The 23,697-nt window shown below is 75.2% G+C and carries 22 protein-coding genes and 1 riboswitch; of the genes, 11 read left to right on the top strand and 11 right to left on the bottom strand.

Translation table 11 applies throughout. The features are described 5' to 3' along the window. The first annotated feature begins 40 nt into the window (after window positions 1–40). Together DER29_RS25045 and DER29_RS34710 are read left to right on the top strand one after the other, a co-directional pair. Entirely contained in the window at window positions 41–379 is a 339-nt protein-coding gene (locus tag DER29_RS25045; RefSeq protein ID WP_121400053.1) for a co-chaperone GroES, read from the top strand. A 100-nt stretch (window positions 380–479) separates the two neighbouring features. Continuing rightward, complete coding sequence (locus DER29_RS34710) at window positions 480–647, top strand: hypothetical protein (protein WP_165947924.1); 168 nt, start codon at window positions 480–482, stop codon at window positions 645–647. Window positions 648–710: 63 nt separating this feature from the next. Here the strand turns inward: DER29_RS34710 and DER29_RS25055 are convergent, their stop codons facing one another. Next, window positions 711–2,204, bottom strand: coding sequence for a PrsW family intramembrane metalloprotease (locus tag DER29_RS25055; protein WP_121400055.1), 1,494 nt, complete (start codon window positions 2,202–2,204; stop codon window positions 711–713). Window positions 2,205–2,226: 22 nt separating this feature from the next. Then, window positions 2,227–2,347, top strand: a riboswitch (SAM riboswitch). 48 nt (window positions 2,348–2,395) lie between these two features. Between DER29_RS25055 and DER29_RS25060 the strand changes: the two genes are divergently transcribed. Beyond that, window positions 2,396–3,691, top strand: coding sequence for an aminotransferase class V-fold PLP-dependent enzyme (locus DER29_RS25060; RefSeq protein ID WP_121400056.1), 1,296 nt, complete (start codon window positions 2,396–2,398; stop codon window positions 3,689–3,691). A gap of 83 nt (window positions 3,692–3,774) precedes the next feature. On the opposite strand, the gene DER29_RS25065 is transcribed toward DER29_RS25060, so the two are convergent. Further along, complete coding sequence (locus DER29_RS25065) at window positions 3,775–4,671, bottom strand: DMT family transporter (protein WP_233600128.1); 897 nt, start codon at window positions 4,669–4,671, stop codon at window positions 3,775–3,777. 40 nt (window positions 4,672–4,711) lie between these two features. Between DER29_RS25065 and DER29_RS25070 the strand changes: the two genes are divergently transcribed. Then, complete coding sequence (locus tag DER29_RS25070; RefSeq protein ID WP_121400058.1) at window positions 4,712–6,103, top strand: PLP-dependent aminotransferase family protein; 1,392 nt, start codon at window positions 4,712–4,714, stop codon at window positions 6,101–6,103. A 44-nt stretch (window positions 6,104–6,147) separates the two neighbouring features. On the opposite strand, the gene DER29_RS25075 is transcribed toward DER29_RS25070, so the two are convergent. After that, a complete protein-coding gene (locus DER29_RS25075) occupies window positions 6,148–7,380 on the bottom strand; it encodes an aromatic acid exporter family protein (RefSeq protein ID WP_199729524.1) in 1,233 nt (410 codons plus the stop codon). 97 nt (window positions 7,381–7,477) lie between these two features. Between DER29_RS25075 and DER29_RS25080 the strand changes: the two genes are divergently transcribed. Beyond that, the gene (locus DER29_RS25080; protein ID WP_121400060.1) at window positions 7,478–8,113 is read left to right on the top strand and encodes a metal-dependent phosphohydrolase; all 636 of its coding nucleotides are present in this window, start codon (window positions 7,478–7,480) and stop codon (window positions 8,111–8,113) included. On the opposite strand, the gene DER29_RS36370 is transcribed toward DER29_RS25080, so the two are convergent. After that, the gene (locus DER29_RS36370) at window positions 8,110–8,532 is read right to left on the bottom strand and encodes a DUF4031 domain-containing protein (RefSeq protein ID WP_370040537.1); all 423 of its coding nucleotides are present in this window, start codon (window positions 8,530–8,532) and stop codon (window positions 8,110–8,112) included. The genes DER29_RS25080 and DER29_RS36370 overlap by 4 nt on opposite strands. Before the next feature lie 67 nt (window positions 8,533–8,599). On the opposite strand from DER29_RS36370, the gene DER29_RS25090 reads away from it, so the two are divergent. Further along, window positions 8,600–10,000: an FAD-binding oxidoreductase gene (locus tag DER29_RS25090; RefSeq protein WP_121400061.1), complete on the top strand. Its 1,401-nt coding sequence runs from the start codon at window positions 8,600–8,602 to the stop codon at window positions 9,998–10,000. A gap of 25 nt (window positions 10,001–10,025) precedes the next feature. Here the strand turns inward: DER29_RS25090 and DER29_RS25095 are convergent, their stop codons facing one another. Both DER29_RS25095 and DER29_RS25100 read right to left on the bottom strand, forming a co-directional pair. After that, window positions 10,026–10,556 carry a hypothetical protein gene (locus DER29_RS25095; RefSeq protein WP_121400062.1) on the bottom strand — a complete coding sequence of 177 codons (531 nt, stop codon included), beginning with the start codon at window positions 10,554–10,556 and terminating at the stop codon, window positions 10,026–10,028. 90 nt (window positions 10,557–10,646) lie between these two features. Next, entirely contained in the window at window positions 10,647–12,464 is a 1,818-nt protein-coding gene (locus DER29_RS25100; RefSeq protein WP_121400179.1) for a glycerol-3-phosphate dehydrogenase/oxidase, read from the bottom strand. A 78-nt stretch (window positions 12,465–12,542) separates the two neighbouring features. Here DER29_RS25100 and DER29_RS25105 point away from each other — a divergent pair, with 78 nt between their 5' ends. After that, the gene (locus DER29_RS25105; RefSeq protein ID WP_121400063.1) at window positions 12,543–15,122 is read left to right on the top strand and encodes a S8 family serine peptidase; all 2,580 of its coding nucleotides are present in this window, start codon (window positions 12,543–12,545) and stop codon (window positions 15,120–15,122) included. Between the two features lie 21 nt (window positions 15,123–15,143). Here DER29_RS25105 and DER29_RS25110 read toward each other — a convergent pair whose 3' ends face one another. Next, window positions 15,144–15,734 carry a dienelactone hydrolase family protein gene (locus DER29_RS25110; protein ID WP_121400064.1) on the bottom strand — a complete coding sequence of 197 codons (591 nt, stop codon included), beginning with the start codon at window positions 15,732–15,734 and terminating at the stop codon, window positions 15,144–15,146. Between the two features lie 63 nt (window positions 15,735–15,797). On the opposite strand from DER29_RS25110, the gene DER29_RS25115 reads away from it, so the two are divergent. The 3 genes from DER29_RS25115 to DER29_RS25125 all read left to right on the top strand — a co-directional run bounded on the left by DER29_RS25115 (window position 15,798) and on the right by DER29_RS25125 (window position 17,767). Next, a complete protein-coding gene (locus DER29_RS25115) occupies window positions 15,798–16,448 on the top strand; it encodes a helix-turn-helix domain-containing protein (RefSeq protein ID WP_121400065.1) in 651 nt (216 codons plus the stop codon). 100 nt (window positions 16,449–16,548) lie between these two features. After that, window positions 16,549–17,478, top strand: coding sequence for a GNAT family N-acetyltransferase (locus tag DER29_RS25120; RefSeq protein ID WP_121400066.1), 930 nt, complete (start codon window positions 16,549–16,551; stop codon window positions 17,476–17,478). A 91-nt stretch (window positions 17,479–17,569) separates the two neighbouring features. Beyond that, window positions 17,570–17,767 (top strand): hypothetical protein, encoded by a 198-nt coding sequence (locus tag DER29_RS25125; RefSeq protein WP_088998151.1) that lies wholly within the window; start codon window positions 17,570–17,572, stop codon window positions 17,765–17,767. A 56-nt stretch (window positions 17,768–17,823) separates the two neighbouring features. On the opposite strand, the gene groL is transcribed toward DER29_RS25125, so the two are convergent. From groL to DER29_RS25140, 3 genes are all read right to left on the bottom strand, one after another. Beyond that, entirely contained in the window at window positions 17,824–19,446 is a 1,623-nt protein-coding gene (gene groL / locus DER29_RS25130; RefSeq protein WP_121400067.1) for a chaperonin GroEL, read from the bottom strand. A gap of 274 nt (window positions 19,447–19,720) precedes the next feature. Then, window positions 19,721–20,809, bottom strand: coding sequence for a hypothetical protein (locus tag DER29_RS25135; protein ID WP_121400068.1), 1,089 nt, complete (start codon window positions 20,807–20,809; stop codon window positions 19,721–19,723). A 184-nt stretch (window positions 20,810–20,993) separates the two neighbouring features. Continuing rightward, window positions 20,994–21,197: a cold-shock protein gene (locus DER29_RS25140; RefSeq protein WP_121400069.1), complete on the bottom strand. Its 204-nt coding sequence runs from the start codon at window positions 21,195–21,197 to the stop codon at window positions 20,994–20,996. A gap of 210 nt (window positions 21,198–21,407) precedes the next feature. Between DER29_RS25140 and DER29_RS25145 the strand changes: the two genes are divergently transcribed. Then, entirely contained in the window at window positions 21,408–21,941 is a 534-nt protein-coding gene (locus tag DER29_RS25145) for a GNAT family N-acetyltransferase (RefSeq protein WP_121400070.1), read from the top strand. A 51-nt stretch (window positions 21,942–21,992) separates the two neighbouring features. Here the strand turns inward: DER29_RS25145 and paaN are convergent, their stop codons facing one another. Continuing rightward, window positions 21,993–23,666 carry a phenylacetic acid degradation protein PaaN gene (paaN, locus tag DER29_RS25150; protein WP_199729525.1) on the bottom strand — a complete coding sequence of 558 codons (1,674 nt, stop codon included), beginning with the start codon at window positions 23,664–23,666 and terminating at the stop codon, window positions 21,993–21,995. Between the last annotated feature and the right edge of the window lie 31 nt (window positions 23,667–23,697).

Below are 23,697 nucleotides of genomic sequence, written 5' to 3' on the forward strand. Positions count from 1 at the left end.
GCCCACGGCCGGCCGACCGGGACACGGTAGCGTCTCCGGCGTGACCGCCGACCAGAATCTCGACTCCAAGCTGCCGATCCGCCTGCTGCACGACCGTGTGCTGGTGCGGATGGAGGGGAGCGAGGGTGAGCGACGCTCGACCGCCGGCATCGTGATTCCGGCGACCGCCGCCGTGGGCAAGCGCCTGGCCTGGGCCACCGCCGTGGGCGTGGGGCCGAACGTACGCGCCATCGTCTCGGGCGACCGGGTCCTCTTCGACCCCGACGACCGCTCCGAGGTCGAGCTGCACGGCCGCGGGTACGTGCTGCTGCGCGAGCGCGACGTGCACGCCGTGGCCGCCGAGCGGGTGGAGAACGACTCCACCGGCCTCTACCTCTGAGCCCACCCCCGCCCCACCCGCCCGGATGAGGGCGCGGGTGCCGTTTGCGTCGCTCCCCGCCGGGAAGCCAGCCGCATCACCGGCCCTGGGGAGGGACGCGATGCCGGTACTCGTGAAGAAGATTCTGCTCTGGGGGAGCGTCGCGTTCCTGATCTACTTCATGGCCTTCCGGCCGGAGGGCGCGGCGGAGATGTTCAAGGCGATCGGGGCGGGACTGATGGCCATGGCGCAGGGCCTCGGTGACTTCCTCACCAGCCTGATGACCTGACGACCGGGGCCGGCCTCGCGGGGCGGCCCCGGTCCCGGGATCAGGAGATGGCCCGCGGATGCGTCAGGGGCGACCGGGGGGCCACGGCGCCAGCGGCTGCTGGCCGTACCAGCCGGGCGGGCCGAAGCCGGCCGGGTGCACCGGGGGCGGCGGCGGGACGAGCACCACCGGGATCGGCACGACGGGCTCGTCCGGCGCCTCGACCGTCCGCTGCGTGCCGTCCGGGAACCGCAGGTGGTAGCGGTGCCCGTCCCAGATCCCCGCCGGCACCTGCGGGTCGCGGCCCACGAAGTACGACCGGTACGCGCCGATCGCCTCCAGCAGCTCGCGTTCCTCCCGCGCGGTCCGCTCCCGGTCCACCGGGCGGCGGTCCAGGCCGCGCAGCGCGCCGTCGCGCAGCAGCGCCAGCCGGGTCGCCGCGAACTGGTAGCCGCGCATCGCCTTCAGCCCGCCGTCGCCGGCCACCCGCTTGGCCCACACCCGGGCCGCGTGCCGCCGTCCCAGGCTGCTCAGCGCCGCCACCTCCGGCGGGGTCAGCCAACCCGCCCGGACGTAGTCGGGCAGGGTCCGCTCGGTGAGCCGCCCCTCCCAGGCCCGTAGCCACACGGCGAGCCCGACCATGCCGAAGAACAACGGCACCATCACGCCGATGAACCCGTACAGCATGATCAGCGTCTCGCCGGTGGCCTGGGTGAGCGTCGGCAGCAGGTTCCAGAGCCCGTGCAGCATCATCGCCAGCAGCAGGCCGGCGAGCGGCGCGAGCACCCGCACCCACCGGCTGGCGGCGCGCGCGGCGATGCCCAGCCCCACCCCGGTCATGGAGGTGAACAGCGGGTGGGCGAAGCCGAAGAGCAGGATCCGGACGATGAAGATGGCGATGACCTGCTGGGTGCCGGTCGCCGGCCCGTACCGCTCCACGCCGGTGGCGTAGCCGTAGCCGCCCAGGTAAAGGATGTTCTCCACCATGGCGAAGCCGACCGCGGAGAGCCCGCAGTAGACCAGGGCGTCGGTGATGCCGGAGAACTCCCGCCGACGGAAGATCAGCAGCAGGATCGGCCCGATGGCCTTGGTCAGCTCCTCGATGAACGGCGCGACCAGCACCGCGGTCAGCGCGGTCGGCAGCCCCCAGTCCTCGAACAGCCCCGCGAAGAAGCCGTTGACCTCAAGTGATGCGGCGGTGGAGACGAAAGCGCCCCAGACGAAGCAGAAGATCAGGTATTTCAGGGGCTCCGGTTCATAGCGGTCCAGCCAGAGGAAACAGCCCACCAGCACCGGAACCGGGAGGATCGCGGCGACCAGGCCGATCAGCAGCGCCTCGACGCCGAGATTCTCACCGAGTCTGAAGACCATGAACAGCGCGCAGGCCGCGATGAACAGGACGGTGCCGGCCAGCACCAGGGCCCGACCCCACCCCAGCCGACGCAGCGGCATCCGGGGCCCGGCCCCGCCGGGCGGCGGAACGGCGGGCGCGGTCGGCGACGGCGGCAGGGGTGCGCCGGGCGGGGTGTCGGCCATGCGGTCAGCGTAGCCATCCCCGGCCGCCTGGTCCGGCCGCATTGACCCGGCTATGCTGCCGGCAGGTCACGAGCGCCAGCGTCAAGCCCCGGCTTGCTGGCCGGCAACCCTCGTCGAGTTCGCGGTGGGGTGCCCCGGGTGATGACCGGGCCCGGCGCGATCCGCGTGCCGGGCAAGCGCGGACCCCGCCCGTGTGCGCCCACCCGGGGTCCCTGGACCCCCGGAGGTCGGCCATGACCGTCACCCTCGTACCCCCGCCCGCGCCGCAGCCGCCCGCCGTCGCCGCCCCGCTCGACGTGCTCGGCGTACCCGGCCAGGTGAACCTCGACTACGCGGCCACCGCGCCCTGCGCGCGGGCCGCGGCCGACGCGGTGGCCGAGCTGCTGCCCTGGTACGCCAGCGTGCACCGCGGCGCCGGGGCGCTGTCGCGGCGCTGCACCCTCGCCTACGAGCGCGCCCGGCAGACGGTCGGCGACTTCCTCGGCGCCCGCGCCGACGACCACGTGGTCTTCACCCGCAACACCACCGACGCGTTGAACCTGCTGGCCCGGGCGTTGCCCGCCGGCACGACGGTGGTCACCTTCGGCGGGGAGCACCACGCCAACCTGCTGCCCTGGCCGCGGGGCTCGGTCCGGCTGCCGGTGCCGGGGGAGCCCGCCGGGGCGGTCCGCGCGCTGGACGCCGCGCTCGGCGAGCTGCGCAGGCCGGACGCAAGGGGCGGTTCGGGGCCCGCCCGCCCCGGCGCCGGGCAAGGCCCGCCCGTGCTGGTCGCGGTGACCGCCGCGAGCAACGTGACCGGCGAACGCTGGCCGGTGGCCGAGCTGGCCCGGGTGGCCCGGCGGCACGGGGCCCGGATCGCGGTGGACGCCGCGCAGCTCGTCCCGCACGCGCCGGTGGACGTCGCCGCCCTCGACGTCGACTACCTCGCGCTCTCCGGCCACAAGCTGTACGCGCCGTTCGGCGCGGGGGTGCTCGTCGGGCGGGCGGACTGGCTGGACGCCGCGCCGCCGTACCTGGCCGGCGGGGGCGCCACCAGCCACGTCGGTGCGGCCACCCACGACGTGCGGTGGGCGACCGGCCCGGCCCGGCACGAGGCCGGCACGCCGAACCTGCTCGGCGCGGTCGCCCTGGCGGCGGTCTGCGCCGCGCTGGCCGACGCCGACCGGGCCGTCCTGCACGACGCCGAGCAGGCTCTGCTGACCCGGCTGCGCGCGGGCTTCGCGGCCCTGCCGCACGTGCTGGAGCTGCGCATGTTCGGGCCGGCGGCGCCCCGGGTGGGGATCGTGTCGTTCGTGGTCGCCGGCCGGGACTCGGCGGAGGTGGCGGCGGAACTGGCGGGGACGTACGGCATCGGGGTGCGCGACGGCCTCTTCTGCGCCCACCCGCTGGCCCGGCGGCTGCTCGACGAGGCGGCCGCCCGCAGCGGCCGGCGGGACCTGCCGCCGACCGCCCTGCGCGCCAGCATCGGCCTGGGCAGCACGACCGGGCACGTGGACCGGCTGCTCGCCGCCCTCGCCACGCTGACCTGACCGGCCCACGCCCCGTCTTCTCGTACCGGAGCCGGCGGGCGGCCGGCTCCGGTACGAGTCCGTACGCAGCGGCGGGTACCCCGTCAGGCCTCCCCCACCGCCGGTGCCGGCGCGCGACCGCGGGTGCGCTGGATCAGCACCACACACGCCAGCACGGCCACCGCCGCCGCGATCGAGGCGGGGGTGACGGCCTCGCCGAGCAGCAGCGCCGACCAGAGCAGGGTGAGCACCGGCTGGGCGAGCTGGATCTGGCCGACCTGCGCGATGCCGCCCCGGGCCAGGCCCGCGTACCAGGCGAAGAAGCCCAGGAACATGGAGACCACGGTGAGGTAGCCGAACGCCGACCACGCGACGGGGTCGGCGCGCGGCGGAGCGGCCACGGCGGCGACGACCATGACGGGCACGGTGACGGGCAGCGAGAGCAGCAACGCCCAGCAGATCGTCCGGGCGCCGCCCAGCTCGCGGGCGAGCGCACCGCCCTCGGCGTAACCCAGGCCGCAGAGCACGACCGCGGCGAGCAGGAACAGGTCGGGCGGGGCGAGGGCCCCCCGTACCGCGCCGCTGGCGCCGAGGAAGGTGAGCACCGCCAGCAGCCCGCCGGCGCTGGCGACCCAGAACAGCGGCGGCGGTCGCTCGCCGGCCCGCAGCACCGCGAACACGGCGGTCATGGCGGGCAGCACGGTGATGACGACCGCGCCGTGCGCGGAGGTCTGGGTGATGAGCGCCAGCGAGGTGAACAGCGGGAAACCGACGACGACGCCGAGGGCGACGACCGTCAGCCGCCGCCACTGACGGCGCGTGGGTCGCGGGGCGCCGGTGGAGCGTAGGTACGCCCATGCCAGCAGCGCCGCGCCGACGGCCCGGCCGAAGGCGACGAACCACGGGTCGAGCTGCTGCACGGCGACGCGGGTCGCGGGCAGCGACATGCTGAAGGCGAGCACGCCCAGCGCGCCGAGGGCGAGACCGACCGTCCGGTCCACCGTTACCGCCGTCCCGACAGTAGCGCTACTATTTCCGTTCATGAATGACGGTAACGCAGCCGACCGCGTCGTCCAAGACCTGCGCGCGCTCGCGGCCGTCGCGGAGCCCGGCACGCGGCTGCCCTCGGTGCGCGAGCTGACCGCCCGGCACCAGGCATCCCCGGTCACCGTCGCCGAGGCCATTCGTCAGCTCGTGGCCCAGGGGCTGGTCGAGACGCGAGCCGGCAGAGGCACCTTCGTGGCCGCCCCGCCGCGCGAGTGGCGCGCCCCCGACCTGTCGTGGCAGACCGTGGCGCTCGGCCCCCGCCGACCGGGCGAGGACGAGATGCAGGCGCTACTGGCGTTACCGCCAGCAGGAGCGATTCCGCTGTCCGGGGGTTATCTGGGCGCGGAGCTGCAACCCGCCGCCGCGCTCGGGGCCGCGCTCACCCGCGCCGCCCGGCAGCCCGCGTCCTGGCAGCGCGGGCCGGCCGAGGGGCGCGAGGACCTGCGCGCCTGGTTCGCCCGCGAGGCCGGGGCCGGGCTGCACGCCGGGGACATGGTGATCTGCCCGGGCGGACAGGCCGCGCTGTCGTCCGCGCTGCGGGCGCTCGCCGCGCCCGGCGACACCCTGCTCGTCGAGTCGCCGACCTACCTGGGCGCACTGGCCGCCGCCCGGGCAGCCGGCCTACGGGTGGTGCCCGTGCCCGCCGACGCCGACGGGGTACGGCCCGACCAACTCGCCGCCGCGTTCGCCCGCACCGGCGCCCGGCTGTTCTACTGCCAGCCGCTGTACGCCAACCCGAACGGCGCGACACTCGCGGATCACCGCCGGGCCCGGGTCGCCGAGGCCGTACGCGACGCCGGGGCGTTCCTGATCGAGGACGACTACGCCCGCGACCTCACCATCGACGGCCAGGCCCCACCGCCGCTGGCCGCCGACGACCCCGACGGGCACGTCGTCTACCTGCGCTCGCTGACCAAGTCGACCGCCCCCGGGTTGCGGGTCGCGGCGATCGGCGCCCGGGGCCCGGCCGGCGCCCGGCTGCGGGCGGCCCGGCTGCTCGACGACTTCTTCGTCGCCGGCCCGCTGCAACAGGCCACGCTCGACTTCGTCACCGCCCCGGCCTGGACCCGTCACCGCCGCGCCCTGCGTACCGCGCTGCGGACCCGCCGGGAGGCGCTGCTGACCGCGCTCCGCCGGCACCTGCCGGAACTGGCCCGGCAGCCGGTCCCGCGCGGCGGCATGCACCTCTGGGTACGTCTGCCGGAGGGCACCGACGACGTCGCGCTGGCTGCCGCCGCGGCCGCCGAGGGCGTCGTCGTCTTCCCCGGCCGCCCCTGGTACGCCGCCGAACCCCCGGCCCCCCACCTTCGCCTCACCTACGCCGCCGCCCCACCCGACCTCATGGACGAGGCCGTCCACCGTCTCGCCCGCGCCCTGCGCGCCTGACCGGGGGACACTCGCCTGCGGCCTGACCGGCGACAGGGTGCGGGTCAGCCGAGCGGCGGGGCGGCGGGCGGCTTCGGGGCGTCGTCCCGCTCCCCCTCGCCGCGCGGTCGGTCCTGGTCGCCGAAGGACTGCCGGACCCCGCGGTTCGCCTCCTCCTGGGTTATGCCGGAGGCCACCATCAGGTCGCTGGCGGTGGTCCGCACCTGCGCGATCACCACGCTGCCGGAGAAGCCGACCCCCTCGGCGTACGCCCGGCCGGCCTCGCTGACCGCGCGCAGCGCCCGCTCCCGTGCCTGCTCCGGCTCCTCGCCGACGGCGAACTCGTGCTTGAGCAGGCGTACCGACTCGGCGAGATGGGCCACCGCGTCGGGCATCGTCTCCGGGATGGGCTCCTCGTCCTCGATCAGGGTCACCGCGCGCCGCGTCAGCGTGCCGGCGTTGCGCATCGCCCGGTCGATCGGCTCGGCGGCCCCGGCGTAGTGGGTGAGCTCGTCCCGCCGGTGCCACCGGGCCGGCGAGAGCAGGGCGGTCTCCTTCGCCCCCTCGATGGCCTCGGTGAAGGCCGACAGCTCCTGCTGGTTGTTGCGCAGCCGGTCCAGGGCCCGCTGGCCCTTCTCCCGGTCCCGTTCCCGCAGGGCGTCCGCGGTGGCGTCGAGCTGGTCGGCGAGCAGGTCCAGGGCCGGCCGGGCGGCCCGGTTAAGGACCCGCAGCGGATTGAGCGGCAGCAGGACCGCGGTGACCAGCAGTGCGATCCCACCGCCGACGAACGCGTCGATGAACCGGGGGATCTCCAGGTTCTCGGTCGACGGGCTGAGCGTGACGATCAGCACCGCCGTGGCCGCCGCCTGGATGACGATGGCCACGCTGGCGCCGGCGAAGATCGTCAGCACGATGGCCAGGGTGACCACGAGGCCGAGCTGCCACGGGCCGGTGCCGAGCAGGTAGATGAGGAAGTCGCCGACGGCCACCCCGATCGCCACCCCGACGATCAGCTCCACGGTGCGGCGGAACCGCTGGCCGACCGACACGGCCAGGGTGCCCACGGCGGAGATCGGCGCGAAGACCGGCTGCGGGTTGCCCAGCAGTTCGTGGGCCGCCAGCCAGGACAGCCCGGCGGCGAGACCGGCCTGCACAGCGAGCCCCAGCCCCAGCCGCAGCCGGTGCAGGCGGTCGTGCAGGGTGATCCTGCTGCGGTGCCGCAGGGTCTTCAGGGCCTGGGCGACCCGGGGCCCGTCGACGTCCGCCGCCCGGTCTCGCAGGATGGCGCCTCGCACCATTGAGGGTCGACGGTCCCGCGCCACGGCCATGGCGGGGACTACCCGCGCCGCACCGGGTGAATCCTCGGCGCTGCGGCGGTACGGCAGACTCGGTCGGGTGGTCGACCTTCTCGACCGGTGGCGGGCCGCGGCCCGGGGCGCCGGAATGACCGACGCGGTGGAGCTGACCCGGGTCGGCGAGGATCTGCTGACCCGCTGGCGGGAGCCGCACCGGCACTACCACGACGCCGACCACCTCGCGGCCGTCCTCGACGTGGTCGACGCGCACGCGCCGGCCGCCGGGCAGCCGGACCTGGTGCGCCTCGCGGCCTGGTGCCACGACGCCGTCTACGACCCGCGCGCCGGGGGCGACGCCAACGAGCGCGACAGCGCGGCGCTCGCCGGCACGCTGCTCACCCGGGCGGGTCTGCCGGCCGACGCCGTGGCCGAGGTGCGCCGGCTGGTGCTGCTCACCGCCGGGCACGCGGTGGAGCCGGGCGACGCCGACGGTGCGCTGCTCTGCGACGCCGACCTCGCCGTCCTGGCGGCGCCACCCGAGGCGTACGACCGCTACGCCGCGGCGATCCGCCGGGAGTACGCGCACGTGCCCGAGCCCGCCTTCCGGGCCGGCCGTGCCCGGGTGCTCGCCGGGCTGCTCGCCCTGCCGGCGCTGTTCCGCCTGCCGCCCCTGACACGCCACTGGGAGTCCCAGGCCCGGGCCAACCTGACCCGCGAACTATCCACCCTCCACTAACCCCCGCCCTGCCCTGCTCCCTCCCGCCCTCGCGCGTCGATCATGGAGTTGTGGTGGGCGAGAAGCGCCCCCTCGCGGCTTTCGCGGGGCACCACAACTGCATGATCGACGCAGGGTGGGGTGGGCGGGGCAGGGGTGGGGGGTGGGTCGGGGCGGGGGCGGCTCAGGTGCTTGGGGCGGCGCAGGCCGGCCTCGCGGAGCAGGCGTACCAGCTCCCGGCTCGGCACCACCCGGGCGCCCAGCCAGACCGCCATCGCGAACCGGTCGGCCGGGATGTCGTAGTGGTCCCGGTCGAACCCCCGGCGGGGCACGCCCAACGTCTCGGCGAAGGCGTGCAGCTCGGCGGGGGAGACGTCGCTGATCAGGTGGGACCAGAGCCGTCCCCGCCACGGCCAGGCGGGCCGGTCCAGGTAGAGCATGCCGGCCAAACTACCCCCAGCGGGGACCGGTTGGTGATCGCGCGGGACCGACCGTAGCCTCGGCGACATGGCCGGTTCCCCCCTCCTCGACGACCTGCGGGCGGCGCTCGGCGACGACGCCGTCCTGACCGACCCGGACCTGCTGCGGATGCACGAGCGGGACGAGGCCGACCTCTGCGCCGCCGGCACGCCCCTGGTCGTGGTCCGTCCCCGCACCACCGCACAGGTGGCCGCCGCGCTGCGGGCGGCCGCGCGGCACGGCGTACCGGTGGTGCCGCAGGGTGCGCGCACGGGGCTGGCCGGCGCGGCCAACGCCGTCGACGGCGCGATGGTGCTGAGCACCGTCGCGATGGACGCGGTGCTGGAGATCGACCCGGTGAGCCGGATCGCCGTGGTGCAGCCCGGCGTGGTCAACGCGACGCTCGCCGCCGCCGTGGCGAAGCAGGGGCTGTGGTACCCGCCCGACCCGGGCTCGTGGGAGTCGTCCACGATCGGCGGGAACGTCGCCACCAACGCCGGCGGCATGTGCTGCGTCAAGTACGGCGTCACCACCGAGTACGTGCTGGGGCTGGAGGTGGTGCTCGCCTCCGGCGAGGTGCTGCGCACCGGCCGGCGTACCGCCAAGGGCGTGGCCGGGTACGACCTCACCCGGCTCTTCGTCGGCTCCGAGGGCACCCTCGGCGTGATCACCGAGGTGACCGTGGCGCTGCGCCCCGCCCCGGCGCAGTCGCTGACCATGGTGGCGGTCTTCCCGTCCACCGCCGCGGCCGGCGCGGCCGTCGCCGAGATCGCCGCCCGGGGGCTCTCCCCCAGCCTGCTGGAGCTGCTCGACCGGACGCACCTGCGGGCGATCGAGGCGTACCGGCCGATGGGGCTGCGCACGGACGCCCAAGCGCTGCTGCTGGCCGCCGCCGACACCGGCTCCCGCGCGGCCGACGACCTGGCCGGCCTGGCCGCGGTCTGCGAGGCGGCCGGCGCCGACGAGGTCTACGCGGCCACCGACGCCGTGGAGGCGGCGGCCCTGCTACAGGCCCGCCGGCTCGCGCACCCCGCGATGGAGAAGTTCGCGGCGGAGACGTACCCGGGCGGCAACGGCGGCCTGGTCATCGACGACGTGGCGGTGCCCCGGGGCGCCCTGGCCGCGCTGCTCGACGGGGTGGCCCGGATCGCCGTGGAGTGCGACGTGCCGATCGGCGTGGTCGGCCACGCCGGCGACGGCAACATGCACCCCAACATCGTGGTGGACCGGGCCGACCCGGCGAGCCTCGAACGCGGCCGCCGCGCGTTCGACGAGATCATGCGGCTCGGCCTGGAGCTGGGCGGCACCTGCACCGGCGAGCACGGGGTGGGCCTGCTCAAGCGCGACTGGCTGGCCCGCGAGATCGGCCCGGTGGGCGTCCGGGTGCACCAGGCGATCAAGGCCGCACTGGACCCGGCCGGCCTGCTCAACCCCGGCAAGGTCCTCTGACCGGCGCGGACCGGGCCGGGCGCCGTCAGGCGGTCATCTCGGCCGGGGTGGCCTGGGTGAGCAGCAGCAGGATCTCGTTGGCGATGGGCGGGTGCTCCTCGCCCGGGCAGTCCTGCGACGTGACCAGGCCGGTCGAGGTGAGCAGGCTGGAGGTCAGCGCGTCGATGCAGGTGACCTGGTAGCGCCGGGCCTGGTCGGTCTCCTTCGCCAGCCCCGGGTCGGCGAGCAGCGCCTGGAGCCGGGTGACGTGTTCCGGGCCGAGCACCCCGGTCGACGTCACGCCGTCGCCGGCGCAGTCGGCGCACTCCCACCTGCCGTCCGGTTCCACGTTGAGCGTCCGCAGCGGGCCGTCCGTGCCGACCCGCTGGAGGAGGCTGACCTCGCCCTTCCCGGCGGTCGCCGCACCGCCGGGACCCGGCTGCGACAGCCCGGTGCCGGCCGGCCCCGGCGCGGGGCCGTCGTCGGCGCTTCCGGGCAGCGAGCACCCGGCGAGGGCGGCGGCCAACAGGGCGGCGACGGACACGCGGACCGGACGCGACCAGGAAGCGGGGGGCACGCGCCGGAACCTACCCCACCGTAGGTAAGGGCCGTAACCGCTGACCGGGGTCGGGCGGGCGAATGTAGGGGGTGACCGGGGCCGGGCCGGTCAGCGGGACGAGGACGGCAGTTCGGCCTGGTCGTCGTCCGCGCCGCGGTCCGCCGCGAAGCCCCGTACGTCGGGCGCGCCGAGCCGGGCGGCGTCGGCGGTGGCGTCGTCGGGCATCAGCTGGGACTCGCGTTCCGCCTCCACCCGGGCCCGGTAGTGCTCCACCTCGCGGGCCCGGGTGGCCTCGTCCCAGCCGAGCACCGCGCCCATCAGCTCGGCCGCGTGGCCCGCCGACTCCAGGCCCCGGTGCGCCGTCTCGAAGGAGATCCGGGTCCGCCGGGTGAGCACGTCCTCCAGGTGCAGCGCCCCCTCGGCCCGGGCCGCGTACGTCACCTCGGCCGCCAGGTACTCCGGGGCGCCGGCCAGCGGGGAGGCCAGCAGCGGGTCCGCGTCGATCAGCGCGAGCAGGTCGCGGGTGAGGGTGCCGTAGCGCTCCAGCAGGTGCTCGATCACCCCGACCGGCATCCCGTGCCGCCGGGCCAGGTCCGCCCGGTCCCGCCACATCGCCGGGTAGCCGTCGGCGCCGAGCAGCGGCAGGTCGGCGGTGCGGGAGGGGCGTACGGCACCGAGCCGGTGGGCGGCCCGGTCGACCACGTCGGAGGCCATCACCCGGTACGTCGTGTACTTGCCGCCGGCGACCAGCAGCAGACCGAGCATCGGCTCGAAGACGGCGTGCTCGCGGGACAGCTTGGAGGTGGAGTCGGCCTCGCCGGCCAGCAACGGCCGCAGCCCGGCGTAGACGCCCTCGATGTCCGCCGTCGTGAGCGGCCGGTCGAGCACCGTGTTGACCTGCTCCAGCAGGTATTCGATGTCCCGCGCGGAGGCCGCCGGGTGGGACCGGTCCAGCCGCCAGTCGGTGTCGGTGGTGCCGATGATCCAGTGCCCGCCCCACGGGATGACGAAGAGCACACTGGTGGCCGTACGCAGGATCAGCCCGGCCTCGCCGGTGATCGCCGAGCGGGGCACCACCAGGTGCACGCCCTTGGAGGCCCGGACGCGGATCCCGGGGCGCAGCCCGACGTCGTTCAGCATCCGCGACATGTCGTCGCTCCACACCCCGGTGGCGGCGATGACGGTGCGGGCGCGTACCTCGAACTCGGCGTCCGGGGAGCCGGGGGGCGCCTCCAGGTCGCGGATCCGCACGCCGGTGACCTCGCGGGCCTGCCGGATGAGCCCGACCGCCCGGGTGCTGGTCACCACGGTCGCGCCCAGGCTGGCCGCCGTGCGGGCCAGGGTCACCACCAGCCGCGCGTCGTCGACCTGCCCGTCGTAGTAGCGGATCGCGCCGGCCACCGCGTCGGCGCGCAGGCTGGGGAAGACCCGGCGGGCGCCCTCGCGGGTCAGGTGCCGGTGCAGCGGCATGCCGCGCCCGCCGCCGAAGACCCCGGCGAAGGCGTCGTAGGCCGCCACGCCGGCGCCGTAGTAGGAGCGGCGGAACAGCCGGGCGGGCAGGCCGCGTACGCCCCGCCCGTCGGGCAGCGGAACCAGGATGGGCACCGGCCGGACCAGGTGCGGGGCCAGCCGGGTGGCGAGCAGCCCGCGCTCGGTGAGCGCCTCGTGCACCAGGTGGAACTCCAGCTGCTCCAGGTAGCGCAGGCCACCGTGGATGAGCTTGCTGGAGCGGCTGGAGGTGCCGGCGGCGTAGTCGCGCGCCTCCACCAGAGCCACCTTCAACCCCCGCGAGGCCGCGTCCAGGGCGGCCCCCGCCCCGGTGACACCACCGCCGATGACCAGCACGTCGAAGCGTTCGGCGCGCAGGCGGCGCAGGTCGGCGGCCCGGCGCTCGGGGGAGAGCTGGCCGGCCGTCGTTCGGGACACGTTGGGGTCACGCACCCGTCCACGGTAACCGCCGCCGCCATCCGGCGGGACACGCCGTCCGCGCCGTACTGTCTGGGGATGGAGGTCGGCCCCCCGTTCCCCGCTGGTCAACCCGTCCCACGCCCGGCGGCCACGCCGGGCCGGCCGAGCCCCTGGGCGGTGGTGGCGGCGGCGGTGACCGGCTGCTGGACGGTCGGGCTCGTCGTCGTCGGCCAGCTCGGCGCCTGGCTGGCCGACCAGGTCCTGCTGGCCTCCGGGCTGGACCGCGTGGTCTGGCTCTGGCCGGCGACGGTGCTGTTCACCGTGCTGCTGGTGGGTGCGCCCGCGCTGGCGCTCGCCCTGCTGCCCCGCTCGGCGGCGGTCCGCACCGCCGGCCGTACCTGGCTGGCGGCGGCGCTCGCGCTCGGCGCGCTGGGGCTGCTCCGGGCGCTGCCACCGGTGCACCACGAGGCGTACCTCGCCGCGTTGGCCGCCACGGCCGCCCTGGCCGCCCTCGTCCTGCGGGCGCTGGCCCGCCGCGCGGCGGTCACGACGCCCCGGGTGCCCGCGGCTGTCGCGGCGCGCCAGGTGCCCGCGTCGGCCGCCACGCTGCTCGGGGTGGCCGGCGGGCTGGCGCTGCTGCTGCCCTGGGCCTGGCTGGGGGCGCTCGGCGGGCTGTCGGAGACGGTGCTCGCCGGGCTCGCCGCCGCCGCGCTGGGCGTGCTGGCCGGGGCGCTGCTGGACAACGCCTTCTGGTCCCGCTTCACCGTCGGCGAGCCGCCCCGGCCGACCCGGTTGGTGCTGGTCGGCGGGCTGGTCGCCGGGGTCGCGCTGCTGCTGCTCGCCGCCGGGGTGGGGCAGTCCGGGGCCCAGCTCCCCCTGCTGCTGACCCTGCCGCCGGCCGGCTTCGCGCTGGCGGCCCTGCACGCGGCGGCCCGCCGCCCGACCCCGGCCGGCCCGCCGGGTGCCGCCCCCGTCGGCTCCCCGGGGGCCGCTCCGGCCGACCCGTCGGGCCCGCTCCCGGCCGATCCCGCCGGCGCCGTCCCCACCGACCCCGCCGACGCCGACGGCCGGGAGCCGACCGGGCGGGCGGGGACGGGCGCCCTCCGGCCCGCGGCCCGTTGGCTGGTCGGGCTCGGCGGGCTCGGCCCGCTGGCCTTCGCCGACCCCGAGGAGATCACCCTTCTCCTGGCCGGCACCCGCGACGTGCCGTTCTGGGTGGCCGCCGCCGCCGGCGCCGGGCTCGCCGTCGCGGCCGTCCTCGCCGTGGCGTACGGGGTGCTGCTCACCCGGGGCCGGCGGCCGAGCCGGCGGGTCGCCGGGGTGACCGCCGGCGCCCTGCTGGTCGCGGTCGGCGTGGTGGCCCTCGGCGCGGGCCAGCCCGGCCTGCACGGCGAGCGGCTGTTCGTGGTGCTCCGCGAGCAGGCCGACCTCGCCGGCGTCCCGGCGACGACCGGCCGGGCCGGCCGGGACGCCCGGGTCGCCGAGGTCCACCGTCGGCTGGTCGCGACCGCCGAGCGGACCCAGGCCGACCTGCGCCGGGACCTGCGCCGGCTGCGGCTGGACCACACCCCCTACTACCTCGTGAACGCGGTCGAGGTGGACGGCGGGCCGGCGGTACGGGCCTGGCTGTCGCGCCGCCCCGAGGTCGCCCGGGTGCTGGTCAGCCAGCGGGTACGACCGCTGCCCGCGCCGGCCGGCCGCAGTCGCGGCACCGCGCCCGCGCCTACCGGCCCCGAGTGGAACGTCCGGATGCTCGGTGCGGACCGGGTCTGGTCCCAGCTCGGGGTGGACGGCTCCGGCATCGTGGTGGGCAGTTCGGACTCGGGCGTGGACGGCGGGCACCCCGCGCTGGCGGGCGGCTTCCGGGGCGGCGACGACTCCTGGCACGACCCGTGGGTCGGCACCCGGGCGCCGACCGACCAGGGCGGGCACGGCACCCACACGGCGGGCAGCGCGGTGGGCCGGGGCGGCATCGGGGTGGCGCCGGGCGCCCGCTGGGTCGGCTGCGTCAACCTGGACCGCAACCTCGGCAACCCCGCCTACTACCTGGACTGCCTCCAGTTCATGCTGGCGCCCTTTCCCCCGGGCGGGGACCCGTTCACCGACGGGCGCCCGGCGCGCGCCCCGGACATCCTCACCAACTCGTGGGGCTGCCCGGCGATCGAGGGCTGCGACCCGGGCGTGCTCCGGCCGGCCACCGCCGCCCTGGACGCCGCCGGCATCATGGTGGTGGCCGCGGCCGGCAACACGGGGCCGTACTGCGGCTCGATCGACGACCCGCCCGCCCCGTACGCGGACGTGCTGACCGTGGGCGCGGTGGACCGGCAGCGCCGGGTGACGCTGTTCTCGTCCCGGGGCCCGGTGCCGGGGGCGGCCAAGCCGGACCTGGTCGCGCCGGGCGACGAGGTGCTCTCGGCGATGCCGGGCGGCGGGTACGCCACCCTGAGCGGCACCTCGATGGCGACGCCGCAGGTGGCCGGCGTGGTGGCGCTGATGTGGTCGGCCGACCCGACGCTGGTCGGCGACCTGCCCCGTACCCGGCAGATCCTGCGGGACACCGCGACCCCGGCCGTGGCGACGTACGCCTCCCGGACGCAGACCTGCGGCGGCGACGCGAACATCACCGGCGCCGGCCTGGTCGACGCGTACGCCGCCGTCCGGAGGGCGCGGGGGTGAGAGCCGGGGCGGACCGCCGGGTCAGCGCAACCGGTCGAGCAGCTCCCGCGACCGCCGCACCACCAGGGTCGTCGCGTCCGCGTCGTACGACGGCAGCGTGCTGTCGGTGAACAGGTGCTGATCACCCGGATAGACGAACAGCTCGGCGAGGTCGGAGCCGACGATGCCGACCAGCTCGCGGGCGGCGTCGATGTCGCCCTCCAGGGCGAAGAACGGGTCGGCGTCCATGCCATGGATCTGCACCGGGACCCCGGCGGGCCAGGGGCCGACGGCCCATTCGCCGGTGACGGGCAGGCAGGATTCGTAGAGCAGCGCACCCCGGGCCCCGGGCCGGGTCTGGGCGAGCCGCTGGGCGGTGGCGGCGCCCCAGGAGAACCCGCCGTAGACCAGGCCCCCGGGCAGGTCGGCCACGGCGCGGTCGGCGCGCTCGCGGAGCATCTCGCCCCCGATGCGCTTCGTCAGCGCGAAGCCCTCGTCGAGGGTCGCCGGTCGCTCGCCGTCGAACAGGTCCGGCGTGTGCACGGTGTGCCCGCCGGCCCGCAACTGTTCGGCGAACTCGTGCACCCCGTCGGTGACCCCACGCAGGTGGTGGAACAGGACGACGTCGGCCATCTCTACACTCCTGTCAACAGACGACAACGATCGAATGATCCATGATTCTAGAACGGTCGAGAAATGTCGAGCAATGAGCGGATCCCGGACTACGACCTCGACGAGATGCTCGTGGTCACCGCGCCCGCGCAGCTCCGCGCGCTGGCCGATCCCCTGCGCGCGACCCTCCTGGAGCTGCTCCTGGAGCGGGCCGCCACGGTGACCGAGCTGGCCCGGGCGGTCGATCGACCCAAGAGCAGCGTCGCCTACCACGTGAACGCGCTCGTCGACGCCGGCCTGCTCCGGGTGGTGCGGACCCGGCGGGTGCGGGCGATCGACGAGCGGTACTACGGCCGGGTCGCCCGCACGCTCTACATCGGCGCGCTCACCCGCCCCGAGGACAAGCGAGTCGCGACCGCCGTCAACGGGCTCGCGGAGGCGGTCGCCGAGTCCGCCGCGGCCCACGCCGCCGACGACCTGCGCTGCACCCTCGTCCACGCCCGCATCCCGGTCGAGGAGGTACGCGCATTTTGGGCCGAGGTGCAGGCGCTGGCCCGCCGCTTCGCCCAGATCCCCCGCTCCGGCGATCAGGTCTACGGGTTCGTCGCCGGCCTCTACCCCACCGACGCGCCGACCCTCCCCCAGCCTGACCTGGAGCCGGAGGCGAAGGCGGAACCGGAGGCAAAGGCAGAGGCGGAACCGGGGGCGGAGGCGGAACCGGAGGCGGCCGGCTGACGCGACCGGGGCGGTCGCGGGGGGCGGCGGCCCTCCGGCCGGGCGGCGCCGACAAGGCCCCCTCCCGACAGAACGCTCCGGTGATCTAGGGTCGGCGTCCATGGACCTGGAGATCGTCGAGCTGAGGCCCGACCAGCGGCCCGCCGTGGTGGAGCTCTGCGGGCGGGCACTCGACCTGCCGGAGGACGCGGCCGAGGCGCCGGCCATCGTGGACGCACTCTGGGCGCGGGCCGCCACCCACCGTCCGGTGGTCACGTGGGGCGCGTACCGGGAGGGGCGCCTCGTGGGCGTGCTCGTCGGCTCCCTCGCCGCCAGCGACGGCGACGCCCGTGGTCACGTCGACCTGGTCGCGGTGGACCCCGCCCACCGGCGGCGGGGCGTGGGGCGGGCGCTGCTGTCGACAGCCGAGCGGACCCTCGCCGGCCTCGGCGCGGCCGAGGTGCTGCTCGCCGGGAATCCGCCCTACTACGCCTGGCCGGGCATCGACGTTCGCTACACCCCGGCGGTCTGCGCCGCGCTGGCGCTCGGCTACCGGCAGGACCGGACGGCGTGGAACATGACCGCCGACCTGTCGTACGACGGCTCGCCCGCGCTGCGCCCGACGGAGGCCGCGGAGGCGCGGCTGGCCGGGCGCGGGGTGACGGTCCGCCGCGCCGAGGCGGGCGACCTGCCGGCGCTGGCGGAGTTCGCCCGCGCCACCTTCGGCGGGGCCTGGGACGCCGAGCTGGCCGGCTCGGTGGGCCGGGAGGGGGCGGGTTGTCACCTGGCCGAACGCGACGGCGAGGTGCTCGGCTTCGCCGCGTACGGGTCGTCGCGGCCGAGCTGGTTCGGGCCGATGGGCACCGCTCCGGCGGCCGAGGGCTCGGGGATCGGCGGGGTGCTGCTGCGCCGGTGCCTGCGCGACCAGCGGGCGGCGGGCGTGACGGCGGCGCAGATCGGCTGGGTGGGGCCGGTCCCCTTCTACTCGGGCAGCGCGGGTGCCCGGATCGAGCGCGTCTTCTTCCTCTACCGGAAGGCACTCGGGGACTGACAACGGGGCGAACAGGATATAGACCCTCATAACGCCATTCGCCCGCATTGGTGATCGTCGCGCCCTACCGTTTCCGGTAGAGGAGGCAGCCATGACCACGGACGACGAACGCCCCGGCCCGTTGCCGTTCGACCGGCTCGACTACGGCGACGCCGAGCAGCAGGCGGAGATGGCCGGCGTCGACGAACCGGCCGACGAGCCGGTGACGCTGGTCGACGAGCCGGTGCAGATCCCGCAGCCGTACGACCGGGCGCAGAAGAGACGCAACCAACGGCCACTGCCGACGTGACAGCGAAAGGGGCGGACCGCTGACGCGGCCCGCCCCTTTCGGCGTTGGAGCTGGACTCAGAAGTCCATGTCCCCGCCACCCGGACCAGCCGGGGCGGCCGGGGTCTTCTCCGGCTTGTCCGCCACGACGGCCTCGGTGGTGAGGAAGAGCGCCGCGATCGACGAGGCGTTCTGCAGCGCCGAGCGGGTCACCTTGGCCGGGTCGATGATGCCCGCGGCCAGCAGGTCGACGTACTCGCCGTTGGCGGCGTTGAGGCCGTGACCCGGGTTGAGGTTGCGGACGTGCTCGACGACCACGCCACCCTCGAGACCGGCGTTGACGGCGATCTGCCGCAGCGGGGCGTCCAGCGCGATCTTGACGATCTGCGCGCCGGTCGCCTCGTCGCCGACCAGGTCCAGCTTGTCGAAGGCGGTCTTGCCGGCCTGCACCAGCGCGACGCCACCACCCGGGACGATGCCCTCCTCGACGGCGGCCTTCGCGTTGCGGACGGCGTCCTCGATGCGGTGCTTGCGCTCCTTCAGCTCGACCTCGGTGGCCGCGCCGACCTTGATCACCGCGACGCCGCCGGCCAGCTTGGCCAGCCGCTCCTGCAGCTTCTCGCGGTCGTAGTCGGAGTCGCTCTTCTCGATCTCGGCCCGGATCTGGTTGACCCGGCCCTGGATCTGCTCGGCGTCGCCGGCACCGTCGACGATGGTGGTCTCGTCCTTGGTCACCACGACCTTGCGGGCGCGGCCCAGCATGTCGAGGCCGACGGCGTCCAGCTTGAGGCCGACCTCCTCGCTGATGACCTGGCCACCGGTGAGGATGGCGATGTCGGCCAGCATGGCCTTGCGGCGGTCACCGAAGCCCGGCGCCTTGACGGCGACGGACTTGAAGGTGCCCCGGACCTTGTTGACGACCAGGGTCGCCAGGGCCTCGCCCTCGATGTCCTCGGCGATGATCAGCAGCGGCTTGCCCGACTGCATGACCTTCTCCAGGATCGGGAGCAGGTCCTTCACGGACGAGATCTTGCTGTTGACGATCAGGAGGTAGGGGTCGTCGAAGACGGCCTCCATACGCTCCGGGTCGGTCATGAAGTAGGCCGAGATGTAGCCCTTGTCGAAGCGCATACCCTCGGTGAGCTCCAGCTCCAGCCCGAAGGTGTTGCTCTCCTCGACGGTGATGACGCCTTCCTTGCCCACCTTGTCCATCGCCTCGGCGATGATCTCGCCGACGCTGGTGTCACCGGCGGAGATGGAGGCGGTGGAGGCGATCTGCTCCTTGGTCTCGACGTCCTTGGCGAGCTTGAGCAGCTCCTCCGAGACGCTGGCCACGGCGGCCTCGATGCCCCGCTTCAGGGCCATCGGGTTGGCACCGGCGGCCACGTTGCGCAGGCCCTCGCGGACCAGGGCCTGGGCCAGGACGGTCGCCGTCGTCGTGCCGTCACCGGCGACGTCGTCGGTCTTCTTCGCGACCTCCTTGACCAGCTCGGCGCCGATCTTCTCGTAGGGGTCCTCGAGCTCGATCTCCTTGGCGATGCTCACACCATCGTTGGTGATGGTGGGGGCACCCCACTTCTTCTCGAGCACGACGTTGCGGCCCTTGGGGCCGAGCGTCACCTTCACGGCGTCGGCGAGCTGGTTCATGCCCCGCTCGAGGCCGCGGCGCGCCTCTTCGTCGAACGCGATCATCTTGGCCATACGGCGTTGTCCTCCTGGACACTCACGGGCCACCCGGAGTGTGTGTCCCGGATGGGCCGCCTGGTGTACGCACCTTGGGACGTCGCCACCTGGCGACGACGACGTCTCCTCGGCCGGGCCGGATAGCCCGCGACGACCGGCCATGTGCCGCAGCCGCGTCTGGACGCCGCTACGACCGTGGCCCTACCGCCCCGACCATTGGCACTCACGGTATGCGAGTGCCAATGACTTGTTTAGCACTCTCCCCTGCCGAGTGCAAGCACGATCGCCCCGGTCAGCCAAGTTCGCCGGTCAGCCGCGCGCTGTCCACCGGCCCCTCGTGGGCCCGCTGCTCGGCGTACGTGACGACCAGGCCGACCAGCTGGGCGAGGTGGGTGGGCAGGGCCAGCACCGCGCCCACCAGCGTCACCGCGAGCACGCCGAGGGCCGTGCCCGGCGACTCCAGCGGGGTGGTGCCGAACGGCAGCGTGCCGATGCCCTCCACCATGCCGGCGGCCCCGCTGCCGACGATGACCGCCGCCGCCACCAGCGCCACCCGGCCGAGCAGCAGACCGAGTCGGTCGTGGAACATCCGGAAGGAACGGCCGATCGGGTGCTGCCGCTCGAACAGGTAGACCGGGCCGGCCATGCTCAGCGCGAAGGCGAAGTAGATGCCGGGGATCACGCAGAAACAGACCCCGAGCCCGATGATCACGCTCATCAGCAGGGTCCAGCCCCAGAGGCCCAGCGCCCGGTGCGCCCCGTAGGAAAGGGCCGCGCCCACGCTCACCGGTTGACCGGCCGCCTGCCGGGTGACCACCCAGGTGCCGGCCGCCCAGCCCAGGCTCTGCACGAAACCGAAGACGAGGGCGCTGCCGAGCACCACGAACAGCAGGACGCCCGTGTCGGCCAGGAAGGTGTCGGGCAGCGCGGCGGGGTCGTCGGCCATCGACTCCTCCCACTTCGCGGACGGGTCGACGACGAGTGAGAGCACCGACACCACCAGGGCCGGCAGCACCTGGGTGAGCAGCAGGATCGGCAGCAGCAGCCGCCAGCCCCGGCGCACCGCGCCGACGCACCGGCTGAACCAGCCGTTGACGCCGGCGCCGGGCGGGGTGACGAGCAGGTCGGCCGGATCGAGGCCGTGCCCTGGCGGGTACCACCCGTGGACCGGCTGCCCGGGATAGGCGACCGGGGCGCCCGGGTACCACGGCTGCCCGCCGTACGGGCCGGAGCCGACCGGGTACCCGCCGGTGGGCGGGAAGACCCAGTCCTGCGGCTGTTGAGGGCCCGCCGGCGCAGCGCCGCCCGGGCCGACGGGTGGCGTCGCGGAGGGGTCGGGATCTCCTGGGGGCGGCGCGGCCTGGGGCGGCTGGTCGGACATGAACCCTCCTCAGCGATGGCTGGAACGGCTCACGATCCTCCCCTGCCGACGCAACCCGGCCGAAGCCCGCCCCCGTGGGGCGGGCCGGCCGACGGCTGCCCGGCCCTGCCGGACCACCCCCGGCCGGCGCCTCACGACCGATGGCCGGGAAGGCGGTCGGCGCGGGGGCGGGAAGAGACGCCCGTCAGGCGATGACGCGCACGCGCTCGGCCTGGGGACCCTTCTGACCCTGGGCGATCTCGAACTCGACCCGCTGGCCGTCGTCCAGCGCCTTGTAGCCGTCCATCTCGATCGCCGAGAAGTGGACGAAGACGTCCTGCCCGCCGTCGACGGCGATGAAGCCGTAGCCCTTTTCGGAGTTGAACCACTTCACGGTGCCCTCTGCCACGGTGCACTTCCTCACTCTGCGCGGCGTTCCACGACCCCGGAGGCCGGGCGGGCCGGCACCGGAGGACCACCGGCTCGGCGATCGACGAGGGCCGCTGAAACGGTGACCGAAATCGCACGCTACACGAAGCGTGACGACGGCGCACGACCACAAACCGGACATACTTCGGTCGACCGCCATCGGCGGTCATCGCTGTGGTAGGCATTCGTCATGACGGACACGCCCGGCGGTTCGGGGCCGACGCGGCGGGCGGAGATCCGGCGGGTCCGGCCCCGGGACGCGGCCCGGATGCGGGCGCTGCGGCTGGAGATGCTCGCCGACGCCCCGCTGGCCTTCCTGGAGACCCTCGCCGACGCGGCGGCCCGGTCGCACGCGGACTACGCCGCCCGGATCGCGTCCGTCTCCGTCGGGGCGGGCACCGCGCAGTTCGTCGCGGACCCGGGCGGCCGGCTCGTCGGGCACGCCGGCGGCACGGCGGCCCCCGGGGAGCCGGGGCTGACCGTGGTGTACGCCGTCTACGTCACCCCGCCCTGGCGGGGCACGGGCCTCCTCGGCGACCTGGTCGACGCGGTCGCGGCCTGGTCCCGCGCCTGCGGGCGCCCCGAACTGATGCTGGAGGTCGTGGTCGGCAACGACCGGGCCTACCGCGCCTACCGGCGGCTGGGCTTCGTCGACACCGGCGTACGCGTCCCGCACCCCACCGTTGCGGCGCTCACCGAACTCCAGATGCGCCGCCCGGCCTGACCCGGCCGCCCGGACCGACCCGTGCAGGGCCGGTCCGGGCCGCCGGACGGATCACGCGTGCCGGCGGGACTGCACGATGCGGAACCGGTTGGCCACGTAGGCGCCGTCGGTCAGCGCCGAGTTTGCCGCCGCGTTGGCGCCGCTGCCGTGGAAGTCGGAGAAGGCCGCCGACTGGTTCACGAAGACCCCGCCGGTCAGGTTGCAGGACAGGTGCACCCCGACCTCGATCGCCGCGGCCTCGGCCGCGTCGAGGACCGCCTCGTCGGTGGAGTAGACCGCCGCCGTGAGCGCGCCCTTCTCGCCGACCGTGGAGCGCAGGATCTCCAGGCTGTGCGCGGTGGAGTCCGTGGCGATCGCGAACGAGATCGGCCCGAACCACTCCTTCGAGTAGGTCGCGGTGTCGTCGGCCGCCAGCCTGACCACCGTCGGGGTGCGGACCACCGCGCCGGGGAAGGCGGGGTGCTCGACCGTACGCGACTCCAGCACCGCCTCGCCGACCTTGGTGACCTCGTCGAGGCGCTCCAGCACCCCGTCGTTGACGATCGCGCCGGTCATCTCCACCCCGCGCGCCGGGTCGGCGGTGATCTTGGCGACCGCCGCGGCGATCCCGCCCGCCACCTCGTCGAAGCTCTTGTGCCCCTGGTCGGTCTCGATGCCGTTGCCGGGGATCAGGATGTTCTGCGACGTGGTGCACATCTGGCCGCTGTAGAGGCTCAGGGTGAAGCCGAGGTTGCGGCACATCCCGGCGAAGTCGTCGGTGGAGTCGATCACCACCGTGTTCAGCCCGGCCTTCTCGGTGTAGACCGCGGCCTGCCGGGCGTTGGCCTCCAGCCAGTCGCCGTACTCGGTGGAACCGGTGAAGTCGATGATCTTCACGGCCGGGTGCAGGGCCAGCGTGGAGGCGAGCTTCTCCCCCGGGGCCTCGGGGGCGAGCAGCACCAGGTTCGGGTCGAAGCCGGCCTCGGCGAGCACCTCCCGGGCGTACTTCACCGTGATCGCCAGCGGCAGCACGGCGCGCGGGTGCGGCTTGACGACCACCGGGTTGCCGGTGACCAGCGAGGCGAACAGCCCCGGGTACGAGTTCCAGGTCGGGAAGGTGTTGCAGCCGATCACCAGCGCCACGCCACGGGGCACCACGTGGAAGGTCTTGGTCATCCGCAGCGGGTCGCCCTTGCCGGCCGCCTTCTCCCAGCCCGCCGTCCCCGGGTGCCGGGTCATCTCCGCGTACGCGTAGGCGACCGCCTCCAGCGCGCGGTCCAGCGCGTGCGCGCCGCCGGCCTGGAAGGCCATCACGAAGGCCTGGCCGCTGGTGAACTGCACCGCGTTCGCCAGCTCGAAGATGTGCTTGTGCAGCCGGTCGAGGATCTCCAGGCAGACCCCCACCCGGGCCTGCGGGCCGGCGTCGCGCCAGCCGGGCAGGGCGGCGGAGGCGGCGGCGACCAGCTCGTCGGCGCCGGCGTGCGGGTAGCGGACGTTCAGCTCGACGCCGAACGGGCTGGTCTCGGTGGCGACCCGGTCGGCCGTGCCCGGCTGGTCGAGGGGGAAGTCACCGCCGAGGTACGCCTCGAAGGCGGCCTTGCCGTCGGCGGCGGCGGTCTCCCCGTAGACCCGGGGGCTGGGCGACTCGGGGTAGGCGGACCAGTACCCGCGCTCCGTGATGGCGGTCAGCGCCCGGGTCAGGGTGTCGGCGTGCCTGTCGTACAGGGGGTGCGGGGTCTCCGTCATGCCCGCCATCATGCAACAGAAAGCCCCAGGA

The organism is Micromonospora sp. M71_S20, assembly GCF_003664255.1.
Lineage (GTDB): Bacteria > Actinomycetota > Actinomycetes > Mycobacteriales > Micromonosporaceae > Micromonospora.